General features: G+C 71.8%; 17 protein-coding genes. 8 read left to right on the plus strand and 9 right to left on the minus strand.

Annotated elements, in window-relative coordinates:
* Positions 1-3: 3 nt before the first annotated feature.
* Entirely contained in the window at positions 4-750 is a 747-nt protein-coding gene (locus ACIBKY_RS20170; protein WP_397098158.1) for an SDR family oxidoreductase, read from the plus strand.
* A 27-nt stretch (positions 751-777) separates the two neighbouring features.
* Positions 778-981, plus strand: a complete 204-nt coding sequence (locus ACIBKY_RS20175; protein WP_397098159.1) for a hypothetical protein — start codon at positions 778-780, stop codon at positions 979-981.
* A gap of 22 nt (positions 982-1,003) precedes the next feature.
* Here ACIBKY_RS20175 and ACIBKY_RS20180 read toward each other — a convergent pair whose 3' ends face one another.
* The 3 genes from ACIBKY_RS20180 to ACIBKY_RS20190 all read right to left on the minus strand — a co-directional run bounded on the left by ACIBKY_RS20180 (position 1,004) and on the right by ACIBKY_RS20190 (position 2,490).
* The gene (locus tag ACIBKY_RS20180; RefSeq protein ID WP_397098160.1) at positions 1,004-1,801 is read right to left on the minus strand and encodes a RimK family alpha-L-glutamate ligase; all 798 of its coding nucleotides are present in this window, start codon (positions 1,799-1,801) and stop codon (positions 1,004-1,006) included.
* An 83-nt stretch (positions 1,802-1,884) separates the two neighbouring features.
* A complete protein-coding gene (locus ACIBKY_RS20185) occupies positions 1,885-2,142 on the minus strand; it encodes a hypothetical protein (RefSeq protein ID WP_397098161.1) in 258 nt (85 codons plus the stop codon).
* Positions 2,143-2,232: 90 nt separating this feature from the next.
* The gene (locus tag ACIBKY_RS20190) at positions 2,233-2,490 is read right to left on the minus strand and encodes a hypothetical protein (RefSeq protein WP_184967067.1); all 258 of its coding nucleotides are present in this window, start codon (positions 2,488-2,490) and stop codon (positions 2,233-2,235) included.
* 204 nt (positions 2,491-2,694) lie between these two features.
* Between ACIBKY_RS20190 and ACIBKY_RS20195 the strand changes: the two genes are divergently transcribed.
* Together ACIBKY_RS20195 and ACIBKY_RS20200 are read left to right on the plus strand one after the other, a co-directional pair.
* Entirely contained in the window at positions 2,695-3,297 is a 603-nt protein-coding gene (locus ACIBKY_RS20195) for an NIPSNAP family protein (RefSeq protein WP_397098162.1), read from the plus strand.
* A gap of 53 nt (positions 3,298-3,350) precedes the next feature.
* A complete protein-coding gene (locus tag ACIBKY_RS20200; protein WP_397098164.1) occupies positions 3,351-3,881 on the plus strand; it encodes an AAA family ATPase in 531 nt (176 codons plus the stop codon).
* A 130-nt stretch (positions 3,882-4,011) separates the two neighbouring features.
* Here ACIBKY_RS20200 and ACIBKY_RS20205 read toward each other — a convergent pair whose 3' ends face one another.
* Both ACIBKY_RS20205 and ACIBKY_RS20210 read right to left on the minus strand, forming a co-directional pair.
* A complete protein-coding gene (locus tag ACIBKY_RS20205) occupies positions 4,012-4,926 on the minus strand; it encodes an SDR family oxidoreductase (RefSeq protein WP_397098166.1) in 915 nt (304 codons plus the stop codon).
* Positions 4,927-4,945: 19 nt separating this feature from the next.
* Positions 4,946-5,788 carry an SDR family oxidoreductase gene (locus ACIBKY_RS20210; protein ID WP_397098168.1) on the minus strand — a complete coding sequence of 281 codons (843 nt, stop codon included), beginning with the start codon at positions 5,786-5,788 and terminating at the stop codon, positions 4,946-4,948.
* A gap of 47 nt (positions 5,789-5,835) precedes the next feature.
* Here ACIBKY_RS20210 and ACIBKY_RS20215 point away from each other — a divergent pair, with 47 nt between their 5' ends.
* The 4 genes from ACIBKY_RS20215 to ACIBKY_RS20230 are packed head-to-tail and all read left to right on the plus strand — an operon-like array spanning position 5,836 to position 9,096.
* Positions 5,836-6,567 (plus strand): enoyl-CoA hydratase family protein, encoded by a 732-nt coding sequence (locus ACIBKY_RS20215; protein WP_397098170.1) that lies wholly within the window; start codon positions 5,836-5,838, stop codon positions 6,565-6,567.
* Positions 6,564-7,358, plus strand: coding sequence for a CoA transferase subunit A (locus ACIBKY_RS20220; RefSeq protein WP_397098172.1), 795 nt, complete (start codon positions 6,564-6,566; stop codon positions 7,356-7,358). Before ACIBKY_RS20215 ends, ACIBKY_RS20220 begins: the two co-directional genes overlap by 4 nt.
* Complete coding sequence (locus ACIBKY_RS20225; protein ID WP_397098174.1) at positions 7,355-8,071, plus strand: CoA-transferase subunit beta; 717 nt, start codon at positions 7,355-7,357, stop codon at positions 8,069-8,071. Before ACIBKY_RS20220 ends, ACIBKY_RS20225 begins: the two co-directional genes overlap by 4 nt.
* Complete coding sequence (locus ACIBKY_RS20230) at positions 8,068-9,096, plus strand: NAD(P)H-dependent flavin oxidoreductase (RefSeq protein ID WP_397098176.1); 1,029 nt, start codon at positions 8,068-8,070, stop codon at positions 9,094-9,096. The genes ACIBKY_RS20225 and ACIBKY_RS20230 overlap by 4 nt, the downstream gene beginning before the upstream one ends.
* Here ACIBKY_RS20230 and ACIBKY_RS20235 read toward each other — a convergent pair.
* Genes ACIBKY_RS20235 through ACIBKY_RS20250 form a run of 4 tightly spaced genes read right to left on the minus strand, consistent with a single transcriptional unit; the run spans position 9,083 to position 13,790 of the window.
* Positions 9,083-9,754: a pentapeptide repeat-containing protein gene (locus ACIBKY_RS20235; protein WP_397098178.1), complete on the minus strand. Its 672-nt coding sequence runs from the start codon at positions 9,752-9,754 to the stop codon at positions 9,083-9,085. The two genes, ACIBKY_RS20230 and ACIBKY_RS20235, sit on opposite strands and share 14 nt — an antisense overlap.
* Before the next feature lie 4 nt (positions 9,755-9,758).
* A complete protein-coding gene (locus ACIBKY_RS20240) occupies positions 9,759-11,279 on the minus strand; it encodes a glycoside hydrolase family 3 protein (protein WP_397098180.1) in 1,521 nt (506 codons plus the stop codon).
* A 45-nt stretch (positions 11,280-11,324) separates the two neighbouring features.
* On the minus strand, positions 11,325-12,623 hold the full coding sequence (locus tag ACIBKY_RS20245; RefSeq protein ID WP_397098182.1) for an alkaline phosphatase D family protein: 1,299 nt from the start codon (positions 12,621-12,623) through the stop codon (positions 11,325-11,327).
* A 15-nt stretch (positions 12,624-12,638) separates the two neighbouring features.
* Complete coding sequence (locus ACIBKY_RS20250) at positions 12,639-13,790, minus strand: acetyl-CoA C-acetyltransferase (protein ID WP_397098184.1); 1,152 nt, start codon at positions 13,788-13,790, stop codon at positions 12,639-12,641.
* Positions 13,791-14,142 lie beyond the last annotated feature (352 nt).

The raw sequence follows: 14,142 nt of genomic DNA on the forward strand, positions 1-14,142 counted from the left end.
AACATGACTCTGTTCTCGGTGGAAGGCAAGAAGGTCGTCGTCACGGGCGGCTCCCGCGGCATCGGCCGGATGATCGCGGCCGGATTCGTGGCGGCCGGGGCGGAGGTGTACATCTCCGCCCGCAAGGCACACGAGGTGGCCAAGACCGCCGCCGAGCTGGGCTGCGCCGGCGTGCCGGCCGACCTGTCCACGCCCGAGGGGGTGGCCGGGCTGGTCTCCGCCGTGGACGGCCCGCTCGACGTGCTGGTCAACAACGCCGGCGCCACGTGGGGCGCGCCGCTGGAGGAGTTCCCGCCCGAGGCCTTCGACAAGCTCTGGAACATCAACGTCAAGGGCGTCTTCTACGTGACGCAGCGCTTCCTGCCCCAGTTGCGCGCCGCCGCCAGCGCCGACGCGCCCGCCCGGGTGATCACGATCGGGTCCATCGACGGCATCCGCGTGCCCGGCCTGGAGAACTACGCGTACTCGGCCGCCAAGGCGGGCGTGCACATGCTCACCCGGCACCTGGCCCGCCAGCTCGCGCCCGCCCACATCACCGTGAACGCGATCGCGCCGGGGCCGTTCGAGTCCAAGATGATGGCCTTCGCCCTGGACGACCCGGCCACCCGCACGCTGATCGCCTCCCAGGTGCCGATGGGCCGCATCGGGCGTCCCGACGACATGGCGGGGGCCGCCATCTTCCTGGCCTCCCGCGCGGGCGCGTACCTGACCGGGACGGTCATCCCGGTGGACGGCGGCATCTCCTGCTGACTCCTTCGCGGGGTAGTCTCGGCGCGCGTGAACGTCTACGTGGGGAACGCCGGCCGGGACGCGGCACTGGACAAGGGCTGGCTGCTCGGGCACTTCAAGGAGGCCGGGCTCCGGCACAGCGAGGACGTGGAGATCAAGTGGGGCGTCCACGCGGCCGGGGACAAGCGGCCCGCCTGGGTACGCGGAGAGGTGCTGACCGTCCGCTGGCCCTCGGTGCCGGGGTACGCGTGAGGCCCGGCACCGGTGCGCGGCGTCAGAGCAGTTCGCCCAGGGCGACGGCGAGGCTCTTGGCCGCCTGCGGCGTGTGGCTCAGGTAGAGGTAGGGCTCGGTGAGCTCCAGCTCGATGATCGCCGGTCGGCCGTCCGGGAGCCGGACCAGGTCGACGCGGGCGTACAGAAGGGCCTGGGGGATGGCGGCAAGCACCTTCTCGGCCAGTTCGACCTGGTCCGGGGCAGGGTCGCGCAGCTGCGCACGGGCGTTGTCGGCGTTCGTCATGCCCGGGGCGAGCATGGGCGTGCGCCGGACGGCGTGGCTGAGGCGGCGGTTGAAGTACAGCAGCGAGGTCTCGCCCTCGCTCTCGACCATGTCGAGGTAGGGCTGGACCATCGGCGTACGGCCCGCGGCCTCCAGAGCTGCGGCGTGGGCCTGGGCGGCGGCGGCTTCGGTGGTTCTGATGGTGTCGCGGGCGCCCGCGGAGACGGCGGGCTTGACGACGAACTCCTCCCAGTCGGGCAGGTCACGCGAGGACCAGTGGGTGGGCACGATGGGCACACCGAGATCGCGGAGATAGGTCTTGTCGGTGTTGCACTCCAGGACGTCGGCCGGGTTGAGCAGCCGGGTCACCGCTTCGGCCCGGCGCGCCCAGGCCAGGAAGTCGGCCCTGCGGTCGGTGTAGTCCCACACCGAGCGCACGATCGCCGCGTCGAAGGCACTCCAGTCGACGTCGGGGTCGTCCCACCGGACCGCGCGGCCCTCGATCCCGTGCTCCCGCCAGGCGGCGAGGGCCGGGTCACGCTCGTCGTCGTGGTTCTCGGGGTCCGCAAAAGTCACATAAGCGCACGTAATCATCCAGAAATGCTAATACGGCGCGAGCCGGGCCTTATACGGACCCGGCTCGCACGCTCACGTCCGGGCTAGTCGTCGATGGCGACGCCGGTGTGGCTGCCGTTCGCGCTGGTCACGGCGTTGCCCACGATGTTGTTGACGTTCGTGGCGCCGTGGCCGCCGACGTTGCTGGCGACGACGTTGTTCACGTTGTTACCCGACTGCTGGGATTCGGAGTTCCAGCTCGAGTTGTTGTTCGAGGAGTCCGCGTGAGCGGGGGCTGCGAGAAGCGTGGTGCCCGCGGCAGCGGCGACGACGAGACCCGTCATGCAGAGCTTCTTGAACATGCCTGTGTCCTTCCGAGGAGGATTACTGGGACTGTGGCTCCGCCGGCTCGCCTGTGGCCGGACGGATGGGGAAGGTTCGAAGGTGATCGTCTAGTAGAAGACGTAGATGACCGTGATGCTGCCGTTTGTCGTGGTCACGGCGTTGCCGCCGAGGTTGTTGACGTTGGTCGAGCGGCCGCCGCCCGCGTTGACGGCAGCGATCTCGTTGAAGTTGTTGCCGGACTGCGAGGATTCGCTGTTGCTGCTCCCGTTGCCGTTCCAGCTGTCCGCGTGCGCAGGGGCCGCCAGCAAAGTGACGCCCGCCACCGCGGCCACGACGGCACCGGTGGCACACAACTTCTTGATCACTTCTGCTCCTTCATCGTCTTGTGACAGGCCGCACGCAGGGCCCAGGCATGCGACCGCCCCTTTGACCCACCTTGACCCGGAGGGGTCAAAGCCAATGTGATCGTATAACTGAGAGTGCTGTTTGGGTAGCTGTTAGTAATCAGAAGATTATTCTGGAGCTCCCGCTGACAGAGGATGTCAGCGGGGCGGTCCTAGCGTGCGCGCATGATCTACGAGCTGCGCCGCTACACGCTGCGGCCCGGAGCCCGCGACACGCTCATCGAGCTGTTCGAGCGCGAGTTCATCGAGACGCAGGAGGAGACCGGGATCGAGGTGGTGGCGCTGTTCCGCGACCAGCGGGCGCCCGACACCTTCACCTGGATCCGGGCCTTCCCCGACATGGAGAGCCGGTTCCGGTCCCTCACGGACTTCTACACCGGAGCCGCGTGGAAGACCCACGCGGAGGCCGCGCGGGCCACGATGCTCGACACCGACGACGTGCTGCTGCTGCGGCCCGTGCTGGTTCCGCCGTTCGCCGGGGTGAGTGGCGGTTCCGGCGAGGCAGCGCCGTACCGGCTGACGGTCTTTCCCGTCGCGGAGGGGTCCGCCGCGCGCTTCGCCGGGCTCGCGGAGGGGGCGGCGGCCTGCTTCGAGACCGAGCACGCCGTGAACACCTATGCCGCGCTGCCGGTCAGGGAGGGGGAGAACGTCTTCGTCCGGTTCACCAGAGGCGAGGACGCGCCGGCCGTGCCCGCCCTCGACGGCCACCTCACCGGGCCGCCGCGGCATTTTCTCCTGCACCCCACGGAACGCGGCCGCGTGCGCTGACGGCGCCGGAAAAGGGGAGGAAGGCCCTCCAGCGGGGTCGATAGGTTGGAGTGATGGACGGGATCGTGGTCGTGGTCAGCGGGCCGCCGGGGGCGGGGAAGAGCACGGTGGGGCGGCTGCTGGCCGACGATCGGGAGCTCAGCGTGCATCTGCACACCGATGACTTCTGGGCCTACATCAGGAAGGGCGGCATCGCGCCGTACCTGCCCGGGGCGCGCCGGCAGAACGCGACGGTGATGAACGTGCTGGCCGACTGCGCGTTCGGCTATGCGGCGGGCGGCTACTACGTGGTCGTGGACGGCGTGGTGGGGCCCTGGTTCGTGGAGGCGTTCACGCGGCGGGCCCGGGGCACGCCGCTGCACTACGTGGTGCTGCGGCCCTCCCGGGAGACGACGCTCACGCGGGCGACGGGCCGGGGCGGGGGCGCGCTGACCGACCCGGAGCCCGTGCTCAGCATGTACGCGCAGTTCACCGACCTGGGTGAGCTGGAGTCGCACGCGTTCGACTCCTCCGCTCTCACCCCGGCCGAGACCGCCGCCGCGCTCGGCGAGGCCCTGGCGGACGGCGGCTACCTGCTCACGTGAGCAGCGCTTCGGCACCGCATCCGCCTCGACCCACCGGGCTGCGTGATGGCGCGCCCGGCCACCTTCTCCGCGCGGGCGCCGACGGTGTTCTCCTTCTTTTCCGCACGGGCGCCGTCGGTGTTGTCCTGGCTCAGGTGGGCGGGGCGGTGCCATACACCGGCTCCGTGGGCGGGGCCTGGGACAGGAGGGTGGCGACGGCGGGGCCGAGGTCGGCGGGGTTCCAGCGGGCGGCGGTGGTGACGGCGGGGCCGTGATGCCAGCCGGTGGCCAGCGAGACCGTGCCGCCCTCGACCTCGAAGACCCTGCCGGTCACGGCGGCCGACTCCACCGAGCCCAGCCAGACGACCAAGGGGGCGACGTTGGCCGGATCCATGGGGTCGAAGCCGGTCTCCGGTCGCGCCATGGTCGTGGCGAAGACCTCCTCGGTCATGCGGGTGCGGGCGGCGGGGGCGATGGCGTTGACGGTGACGCCGTAGCGGGCGAGTTCGGCGGCGGCCACCTGGGTCAGGGCGGCTATGCCGGCCTTGGCGGCGGCGTAGTTGGACTGGCCGACGCTGCCCATGAGACCCGCGCCGGAGGAGGTGTTGATGACGCGGGCGTCGACCGGGTCGCCGGACTTGTGGCGTTCGCGCCAGTGGGCGGCGGCGTGGCGTAAGGGCAGGAAATGGCCTTTCAGGTGGACGCGCAGGACGTCGTCCCATTCCTGCTCGGTCATGGACACCAGCATGCGGTCGCGCAGGATGCCGGCGTTGTTCACCAGCACGTCGAGGCGGCCGTAGGCGCTGACGGCCGACTTGATGAGGCGGGCGGCGCCGTCCCAGGTCGCGATGTCGTCGGCGTTGGGCACGGCCTGGCCGCCCTCGTCGCGGATCTGGGCGACGACCTCGTGCGCGGGGCCCGCCGAACGGCCCGCGCCGTCGCGTTCCGCGCCCAGGTCGTTGACGACGACGCGGGCGCCCTGGCGGGCGAACTCCAGCGCGTGTTCCCGGCCGATGCCGCGACCGGCGCCGGTCACCACCACGACGCGACCCTCACAAATGCCCACACGACCTCCAATGATCCTTTTATCGCGCTATTTCAGCAGAAGTTAGCCAGCTCCAGGCAGGGGTCTCGCCGCCTCCGTGTACCTGAATCTGCGCGCCGGTCACGTATCCCGGCGCGGCCAGCCACAGGCAGGCCGCCGCCACGTCCTCGGGCCGGGCCATCCTCCCGGCCGGGATGGTGGCGCCGACCTGCTCGAACGCACCGCCGTAGTGGCCGGCCGCGTTCTCCGTGGCGGCCAGGCCGACGACCACGGTGTTGACCCGGACCTCGGGCGCCCACTCGGCTGCCAGGCACGCGGCCAGGTGGTGCAGTCCGGCCTTGGCCGCTCCGTAGGCCGAGGTGCCCGGGGACGGGCGGACCCCGCTGGAGCTACCGATCATGATCACCGAGCCGCCGGCGTCCTTCAGCAGCGGGTGGGCCCGCTGGCTCAGCAGCAACGGGGCGACCAGGTTGAGCTCGATCACCCGGGCGTGGAGCCTGGGCGAGGAGCCGGCCAGCGGCGCGTGGGGCGAGCCGCCCGCGTTGTTGACCAGCACGTCCAGCCGGGAGAAGCCGCCCAGCAGCCGCTCGACGTCCTCGGGGTCGCGCACGTCCGCCCGCACGAACCGCACCGGACCGCCGGGCGCCGGACTGGGCGGCGAGCCGGACGGCGGGCTGGACGGGGGGCCGAGCGGGGGGTCGGACGACGAGCCGGGCGAGGGGACGGGCGGCGGGCTGGACGAGGGGACGGGAGGGGGTGTGCGGGCGCAGACGGTCACCGTGGCGCCGGCGGCGGCGAAGGCGCGGGCGATGCCGGCGCCGATGCCCTTGGTGCCGCCGGTGATCAGTACATGGCGGCCGGTGTGGTCGTAAGTGGCGGTCACGGGTGCTACCGTACCAAGCAAGCGTTAGGTGCGACTATGGGAGCGCTATGGGGATCACGGTGCGCGGCGGGCCGGTCGCCGAGGTGGTGGTGGAGGTGCCGCCGGTCAACGCGCTGGCCGTGCGTGACTGGCACGACCTCGCCGACGCACTGACCGGGACGGGCGCCGACCCGGCGACCCGCGCGGTCGTGCTCAGGGCCGAGGGCCGCGGCTTCAACGCGGGCGTCGACATCAAGGAGATGCAGCGGACCGACGGCCACGCGGCGCTGGTGGGCGCGAACCGGGGGTGCTTCGCCGCCTTCGCCGCCGTCTACGACTGCCAGGTGCCGGTGATCGCGGCGGTGCACGGGTTCTGCCTGGGCGGCGGCGTCGGCCTGGCCGGCAACGCCGACATCGTGGTGGCCAGCGACGACGCGTACTTCGGGCTGCCCGAAGTGGATCGCGGCGCGCTCGGCGCGGCCACCCACCTGGCCAGGCTGGTGCCGCAGCATCTGATGCGCGCCATGGTCTACACCTGCAGGAACGTCACCGCCCGGGAACTCCACGCCTTCGGCTCCGTCCTGGAGGTCACCACCGCGGACAAGCTCCGCGAAACCGCCCTGGAGGTCGCCGGCCGTATCGCCGGGAAGGACCCCCACGTCATCCGCCGCGCCAAGGAGTCGCTCAACGGCATCGACCCCGTGGACGTCAAGCGCAGCTACCGCTTCGAGCAGGGCTTCACCTTCGAGCTCAACCTGCTCGGCGCCGGCGACGAGCACAGGGAGAGATTCCTGCGATGACCAAGGTCATGACGATCGGGCGGGTCGTCGCCGAACTGGAGAGCGGGATGACGATCGGCGTCGGCGGCTGGGGCTCGCGCCGCAAGCCCATGGCGCTCATCGGCGGCATCCTGCGCTCACCCCTGAAAGACCTCACGATCATCTCGTACGGCGGCGCCGACGTCGGCCTCCTGTGCGCGGCGGGCAAGGTACGCAGGGTCGTCGCCCCGTTCGTCACCCTCGACTCGATCCCGCTGGAGCCCCACTTCCGCCGGGCCAGGCAGGAGGGAACGATCGCGTTCACCGAGTACGACGAGGGCATGTTCATGTTCGGCCTGCTGGCGGCGGCGCACCGGCTGCCGTTCCTGCCGACGCGGGCGGGTCTCGGGTCGGACGTGATGCGGGTGAACCCGGAGCTGCGGACGGTCCGCTCGCCGTACACGGAGGAGGAGCTCGTCGCGGTGCCCGCGCTGGAGATGGACGCGGCGCTGATCCACCTCAACAGGGCCGACACGCGCGGCAACGCGCAGTACCTGGGCCCTGACCCCTACTTCGACGACCTGTACGCGAAGGCGGCGAAGAAGACCTACGTCTCGTGCGAGCGCGTCGTGGACACCGCGGACCTGCTAAAGGCGGGCCCGGTGCAGTCGTTGCTGGTCAGCCGGGCGATGGTGGCGGGAGTGGTGGAGGCGCCGGGCGGCGCCTGGTTCACCAGCTGCGAGCCCGACTACGGCAGGGACGAGGCGCTCCAGCGCCGCTACACCACGACGGACTGGCGGGAGTTCCTCGACGAGCAGGGAGCGAGCCGGTGAGCACAGCTGACGTTTGTGTGGTGGCCTGCGCGGAGGCGTTCAGGGGGGATGGGGAGATTCTGGCGGCGGGCATCGGGGGTGCGGTCACCGTGCTGGCGGCGCGGCTGGCCAGGTCGGTGTTCGAGCCGGACCTGATCACCCACGACGGCGTCTGCCTGCTGACCGGCGACATCCCGGCCCTGGGCGCGGCGCCGCGGGTGGTGGAGGGGTGGCTGCCGTTCCGCGACCACCTGTGGCTGGTCCTGAACGGCCGGCGGCACGTCATGCTCGGCGCCTCCCAGATCGACCGGCACGGCAACACGAACATCTCGGCCATCGGCGACTGGGCGCGGCCGAAGGCGCAGTTGCTGGGAGTGCGCGGCGCGCCGGGCAACACGCGTTGCGACCCGACCAGCTACTGGATCCCCCGGCACACGCCGCGGGTCTTCGTGGAGAAGGTGGACGTGGTCAGCGGGCTGGGCACGGACCGGGGCGCGTACGACCTGCGCCGCGTGGTGACGAACCTCGCCGTCCTGGACTTCGGCGGGCCGGACGGGACGATGCGGCTGGTCTCCACGCATCCCGGGGTGAGCGTGGCGGAGGTGGTCGCGGCCACCGGGTTCGCGCTGGACGTGCCCGGCGAGGTGCCGGAGACCCGGCCGCCGACCGGGGAGGAGTCCGCGGTGCTGGCCGTCCTCGATCCTGACGGGCTGCGGGAGAAGGAACTCGCGTGAAAACGGCGCTGACCGACCTGGTCGGGTGCCGCCATCCGATCGTGCAGACCGGGATGGGGTACGTGGCCGGCGCCCGGCTGGCCGCGGCCACGTCGGCGGCCGGTGGGCTCGGGATCATCGCCGCCGCCACGATGTCGGTCGGGCAGATGACCGAGGCGATCAGGAGCGTCAAGGAGCGTACCGGCGCGCCGTTCGGGGTGAACATCCGTGCCGACGCCGACGACGCCGCGGAGCGGGCCGAGGTGATGATCAGGGAGGGCGTCCGGGTCGCCTCGTTCGCGCTGGCGCCCAAGCGGGAGCTCATCGCCCGGCTCAAGGACGCGGGCGTGGTCACGATGCCGTCCGTGGGCGCCCGCCGGCACGCGGAGAAGGTGGCGGCGTGGGGCGCGGACGCGATGATCGTCCAGGGTGGCGAGGGCGGCGGCCACACCGGCCCGCTGGCGACCACGCTGCTCCTCCCCCAGGTGGTCGACGCGGTGGACGTCCCGGTGGTCGCCGCGGGCGGCTTCTTCGACGGGCGCGGCCTGGTCGCCGCCCTGGCGTACGGCGCGTGCGGCATCGCGATGGGAACCAGGTTCCTGCTGACCAAGGACTCCCCCGTGCCCGACGCGGTCAAGCAGGTCTACCTGGCGGCCGCGGAGACCCTCGTCACCACGAACGTGGACGGTGTGCCGCACCGGGTGCTGCGCACGCCGTTCGTGGACTCGTTGCAGCGCACCCGGCTGCTCAGGGCCGTGCTCAACGGCGCCCGCTTCAAGAAGGTCTCCGGCCTGTCCTGGGCCGCGCTGCTGCGCGAGGGCCGGCGCATGAAGCACGGGCGCGAGCTCACCTGGGCCCAGGTGCTCCAGGCGGCCAACACCCCGATGCTGCTGAAGGCCGCCATGGTCGACGGCCGCGCCGACCTCGGCGTGATGGCCTCCGGCCAGGTGGTCGGCGTCATCGGCGACCTGCCCACGTGCGCGGAGCTGATCGAGCGGGTCATGGCCGAGGCAGAGACGACCCTGCGCGGGCTCACACCACGCTGAGGCCGCGGGCCAGCAGAAGCGCGGCCGCCTGGGTCTGGTTGATGGTGGCGCCGGCGAACGCGCGCAGCTTGGCGTCGTCGGGCTCGCCGAGGTCGGCGCCGCGCAGGTCGGCCCCGGCGAACACGGCCCTGAGCACCTTCGCGCCGATCAGGCGGCAGTCGCTGAAGACGGCGTCGGTGAAGTCGCAGCCCGACAGGTCCGCCTCGTCGAAGCGCACTCCCTCCAGGAACTGGCCGCGCAGCGAGCAGCCGCCCAGGTTGGCCATCATCAGGTTGCACCTGCCCACCTTGAAGCCGGTGCCGCGCGAGGCGGTCAGCGAGGTGCCGATCATGCGGCAGCCGCTGAACGCGGCGTCGGTCATCAGCGCGCCGCCGAACCTGGCCGACGACAGGTCGACGTCGGTGAAGACGGCGTCGAGCAGGTCCGCGTCGGTGAACACCGCGCCCAACCCGCCCCCGCCGGTGAACACGGCGCCGTCGAGGTCGGCCTTGCGGAAGTCGGCGCCGTCCAGGACACAGGACTCGAAGCGGGCGCCGCCCAGCGAGGCGCCCCAGAAGTCGGCGCCGGTCAGGTCGCACTCGCGGAAGACGTGTGTCTCCTCCGCGGCGAGGCGTTCGGTCAGGGGCTGCCGGGAAAGGTCCTCGCCGTCGAAGTTCACGACGTCATAGGGTACCGGTGATCGCTTCGGCGGCGGCCTGGCCGCAGACGCGGGCGGAGCCGTACGTGGCGATGTGGACGGAACCCAGGTCGGTGCGGGCGGGCAGGCCCATCTCGACCACCACCGCGTCGGGACGCGCGCTGAGCAGGTGGCGCAGCGCCTCGCCCTGCCAGTCGTAGCGATGCGCGTCGCGCACCACGATCACCAGCGGGCGGTCCTCGGCGTCCTGCAGCAGGCTCTCCAGGGTGGCGCCGGTGGCCTCGCCGACGGCCAGGCGGGTCACCGCGGTGCCGGGCAGCATCCTGGACAGCGGCTCGCCGACGCCCCACGGGGTGCCCTTGTCGATGGCCAGGTTCATCTCCGGCGACAGCTCGATGACCTGGGCGGGCCGCTTGATCGGCAGGGTGGGCGCGGCCGACCTGCGGGTGATGCGCAGGGCCCGGCGCGCGGCGTCCAGCCCGATGCGCTCGCCGGAGCCGTTGACGCCGCCGAAGCCGGAACCGGCGACCGGCCCGCCGGACAGGGTCCTGGCGCGGGCGGCGACGGTCCAGTCGGCCAGTTCCGTCACCCTGCGGGCGGCGTCGGCCAGGCGCTCCTCGGGCAGCAGCCCGTCGGCCACGGCCGCGGCGATGGCGTCGCGCACCGAGATCGCGGTGGCCTCGTCGGCGTGCTCGCCGCCGACGCAGATGGCGTCGGCTCCGGCGGCGATGGCGCGGGCCGAGGCGCCGCCGATGCCGTACGCGCCGGAGACCGCGGCCATCTCGATGCCGTCGGTCACGATCATGCCTTCGAAGCCCAGCTCGTTTCTGAGCAGCCCGGTCAGCACCTTCTGGCTCAGCGTGGCGGGGGCGTTGGGGTCGTGGGAGGGCACGAGCAGGTGGCCGGTCATGACCGCGCGCACCCCCTCGTCGATCGCCGCGGCGAAGGGGGCGAGCGCCTCCTCGATCTCGCCGCCCACGACGGGGACGCCGTGGTGGGAGTCGACGGAGGTGTCCCCGTGGCCGGGGAAGTGCTTGGCGCAGGCGGCCACTCCGGCCGACTGAAGGCCGCGTACGAAGGCTCGGGTGTGGCGGGAGACGAGATCGGAGTCGGCGCCGAAGGCGCGCAGGCCGATGACGGGGTTGTCGGGGTTGGAGTTGACGTCGGATGAGGGGGCGAAGTCGACGGTCACGCCGGCGGCGGCCAGATCGCAGCCGAGGTCGCGGGCGAGCGCCTCGGTGAGTTCGGGGTCGTCCACCACGCCGACCGCGTAGTTGCCCGGCCGGCTGCTGCCGGTGGCGACCTCCAGCCGGGTCACCTCGCCCGACTCCTCGTCGGTGCCGACGAGGACGGCGGGGTTCTCGGCGCGCAGGGCGGCGGTCAGTTCGGCCACCTGGGGGACGCTCGCGATGTTCCGGGAGAAAAGCACGACGCCGGCCAGTCCGTCACCGAGCCTGCGCAGCAGCCAGTCGGGGGGCGTCGTGCCTTCGAAACCGGGCAGGAGGACGGCGTCAGCCAGGCGCAGGAGGTCACGGCTCAAGGGCATGACCCGAAATCTAATAGGAAAGTTTCCTATTTGCTAGAGGCATTTTCAGACGTCAACACGGATGATCCGAAGACCGTCCGTGATGAATTCGGCGACAGTGCGGACTCCTGAGGCTTCCAGACCCTTGTGGGACACACGAAATCCGGTCGCGCCGGCCGTACCGGAGAGGTATCCGCGGTGTCCGTCGAAGTGCCGGATGTGCGGGTTTGCGGCCAGAACGGCTTCCGCGTCGGTCTCCGGCGGCCTGCTGGAGACGGCCGAGCAGACGAACTCGGCACCGGCCGGGGGCGAGGAAGGATCAAGAAAGTCGGCCTTGAGATCGCACGCCCAGTGATTGTGAACGTCGCCACTCAGCACCACCAGGCCGCCCGCCGCCGCCAGGATGCGGGCACGCTCGGCCGGATGGCCGTCCCAGCTGTCCAGGCGCAGGTTCGGCGCGGGGCCGGGGACGAAGCGGCGGGCGAAGAAGAGCGGCTGCACCAGAACCTTCCAGCGGACCGGGGTCGAGGTCAGGCGCGACACCAGCCACTGCTCCTGCGCGGCGCCGAGCATCGTGGCGGCGTCGCGATACTGGCGCACGTCCAGCAGCATGAAGTCGGCCACCCGGCCGTAGGTGCGCCGCCGGTACATCTGCAGCGCGCCCGCCTCGGGACGTACGCGTAAGGGCAGGTGCTCGTAGTACGCCTGGTAGGCGGCGGCCCGGCGGCGCAGGAAGGCCGCGGAGCCGTCGCCCCTGCCCCGGTAGTTGTCGAGCACCTCGTGGTCGTCCCAGGTCGCGACCCAGGGGGCGGCGGCGTGGGCGGCCCGCAGATCGGGGTCGGACTTGTAGCGGGCGTAGCGGGCGCGGTAGTCGGCCAGCGTGACCGCCGCGCCCGGCCGGTCCAGGCGGCGTACCGGGTCGGCGGCCTGCGGGCTCTCGTAGATGTAGTCGCCCACGTGGAAGACGACGTCGGGACGCTCGTCCGCCAGGTGCCTCAGGGCGGTGTAGCGGCCGTGCTCGTAGCGTTGGCAGTTGGCCACGGCGAAGCGTACGAGATCGGACGAGGCGGGGTCGGCGGCCGTCTTCGTACGTCCCACGGCGCTGAGGTCGGTGCCCGCGCGGAACCGGTAGAAGTACTCCGTGCCCGGCCGCAGGGCCGCCACCCGCACGTGCACGCTGTGCGCCCATGCGGGCAGCGCCCGCGCCGTGCCCTGCTGCACGATCTTGGTGAACCGTTCGTCCGCGGCGAGCTGCCATCCGACCTCGACCGCCCGGCCGGGTACTCCGGTCAGCCGGGTCCACAGGATGACGCCGTCCGGCAGTGGCTCCCCCGATGCCACGCCCAGGGTGAAGGGGTTGGCCATGCGTTCAATGGTGACTCACAACCGCTCCACGATGGTGACGTTCGCCTGACCTCCCCCCTCGCACATCGTCTGCAGCCCCCAGCGCCCGCCGGTGCGCTCCAGTTCGTGCAGCAGCTTCGTCATGAGCACCGCGCCGGTCGCGCCGAGCGGGTGGCCCAGGGCGATCGCGCCGCCGTTGGGGTTCACGACGGCCGGGTCGGCGCCGCTCTCCTTGATCCACGCCAGCGCCACGGAGGCGAACGCCTCGTTGATCTCGATCACGTCGAAGTCGCCGATGGACATGCCCGTCCTGCCGAGCGCGTGCGCGGTCGCGGGGATGGGCGCCGACAACATCTCGATCGGGTCGCCGCCGCGCGCCGACAGATGATGCACGCGGGCGCGCGGGGTGAGCCCATGCTCCTGTACGGCTCGCGCCGACGCCACCAGCAGCGCGGCGGCGCCGTCGGAGATCTGGGAGGCCAGGGCGGCGGTCAGCCGTCCGCCGTCGAGCAGCGTCTTCAGCCCGGCCATCTTGGCGGCGGTGGTGTCGCGGCGCGGTCCCTCGTCCACGGCGGCGCCCTCGTAGGGGACGATCTCGCGGGCGAAGTGGCCGGCGTCGATGGCGTGGATCGCGCGGTGGTGGGAGGTGAGGGCGAACGCCTCCATGTCTTCTCTCGCCACATCCCACTTTTTCGCGATTAGTTCGGCGCCGTGGAACTGGGAGACCTCTTGCGTGCCGTACCGCTGAGACCAGCCCTTGGAGCCGCTGAACGGCGTCTCGTGACCGAGCTCGCGGCCGGCCAGCATCGCCTGGGAGATGGGGACCATGCTCATGTTCTGCACGCCGCCGGCCACGACGAGGTCGCCGGTGCCCGACATGATGGCCTGGGCGGCGAAGTGCAGCGCCTGCTGGGAGGAGCCGCACTGCCGGTCGACGGTCACCCCCGGCACCTCCTCAGGCAGACCGGCGGCCAGCCAGCAGGTACGGGCGATGTCACCCGCCTGCGGCCCCACCGTGTCCACACACCCGAACACCACGTCCTCCACGGCCGCCGGGTCTATGCCGGTGCGCCGGACCAGCTCCTTGAGTACGTGCGCGCCCAGGTCGGCGGGGTGGGCGGCGGCCAGACCGCCGTTCCTGCGCCCGACCGGGGTCCTGACCGCACCGACGATGTACGCCTCGTTCATGCCCATCATCCTAGCAAGCGCTTGGTCACAGACCAGGGCCCCGATCCGGCTCACCGCGCGGTGATGTCACGCGAGCCGGCCACACCGAGGTGGGTCACCCCCGAAGCCGGTCACACCCGGACGCGCTCGCACCCGAAGACGTCACACCCGGGAGTGGTCACACCCAGAAGTGGTCGATCCGGGAGCGGCCGGTCCGGGGGTGGTCGCACCCGGAGGTGGCCGATCCGGGGGTAGTCACACCTGGAGGTGGCGATCCGGGGGTGGCCGATCCGGAGATGGCCGATCCCGGGATGGCCGATCCGGGGATGGTCACACCCGGATCGTCGGCCACACGCGGGCGTGGAGAGGGTGG

The sequence above is a fragment of the Nonomuraea sp. NPDC050394 genome, assembly GCF_044459065.1.
Taxonomy (GTDB): domain Bacteria; phylum Actinomycetota; class Actinomycetes; order Streptosporangiales; family Streptosporangiaceae; genus Nonomuraea.